Origin of the sequence: Sphingomonas sp. CCH9-F2, assembly GCF_001556735.1 — a bacterium.
GTDB classification, from domain to species: domain Bacteria; phylum Pseudomonadota; class Alphaproteobacteria; order Sphingomonadales; family Sphingomonadaceae; genus Sphingomonas; species Sphingomonas ginsenosidimutans.
Genome location: NZ_LSJO01000331.1, coordinates 1 through 500, shown reverse-complemented (window position 1 = coordinate 500; position 500 = coordinate 1). Strand labels below are relative to the sequence as shown.

Here is a 500-nt window from a genome sequence, read left to right as displayed (position 1 = left end):
TGTCAAACGGCGTTCAAAAGGGACCCCCGATCGGCGTCGAAGAGGGACCCCCTTTTCAGATAATATGATGCTGGTTTGTTGAAGATGGCCTTGCGCTGCGTGCGGCGGAGGGCGGGCGTAGCCCGACCGGAGGCGCGCGCAGCGCAAGATAGATTTTTGAAGGCGCCGAAGGTGGCTGTCAGCTGCGGTTTTTGAAGCGCCAGCTGTCGTTGCCCGTCTCGACGATATCGCAGTGGTGGGTGACGCGGTCGAGCAGCGCCGTGGTCATCTTGGGATCGCCGAACACGGTCGGCCATTCGCCGAAGGCGAGGTTCGTGGTGATGATGACGCTGGTCCGCTCATAAAGCTTGCTGATGAGGTGGAACAGCAACTGCCCTCCCGAGCGGGCGAACGGCAGATAACCGAGCTCGTCGAGAACGATCAGGTCGAGCCGCGACAGCTGCGCCGCCAGGGTCCCGCCTTTGCCGATCCGGGTCTCCTCTTCGAGGCGTGTCACCAGA

The 500-nt window shown here is 62.2% G+C and carries 1 protein-coding gene; it reads right to left on the bottom strand.

Features of this window, described 5'->3' with window-relative positions; all coding sequences use genetic code 11:
- Positions 1–178 precede the first annotated feature (178 nt).
- Positions 179–500 (bottom strand): ATP-binding protein (locus AX685_RS09660; protein ID WP_036527757.1); only part of this gene is annotated, 322 nt, incomplete at its 5' end.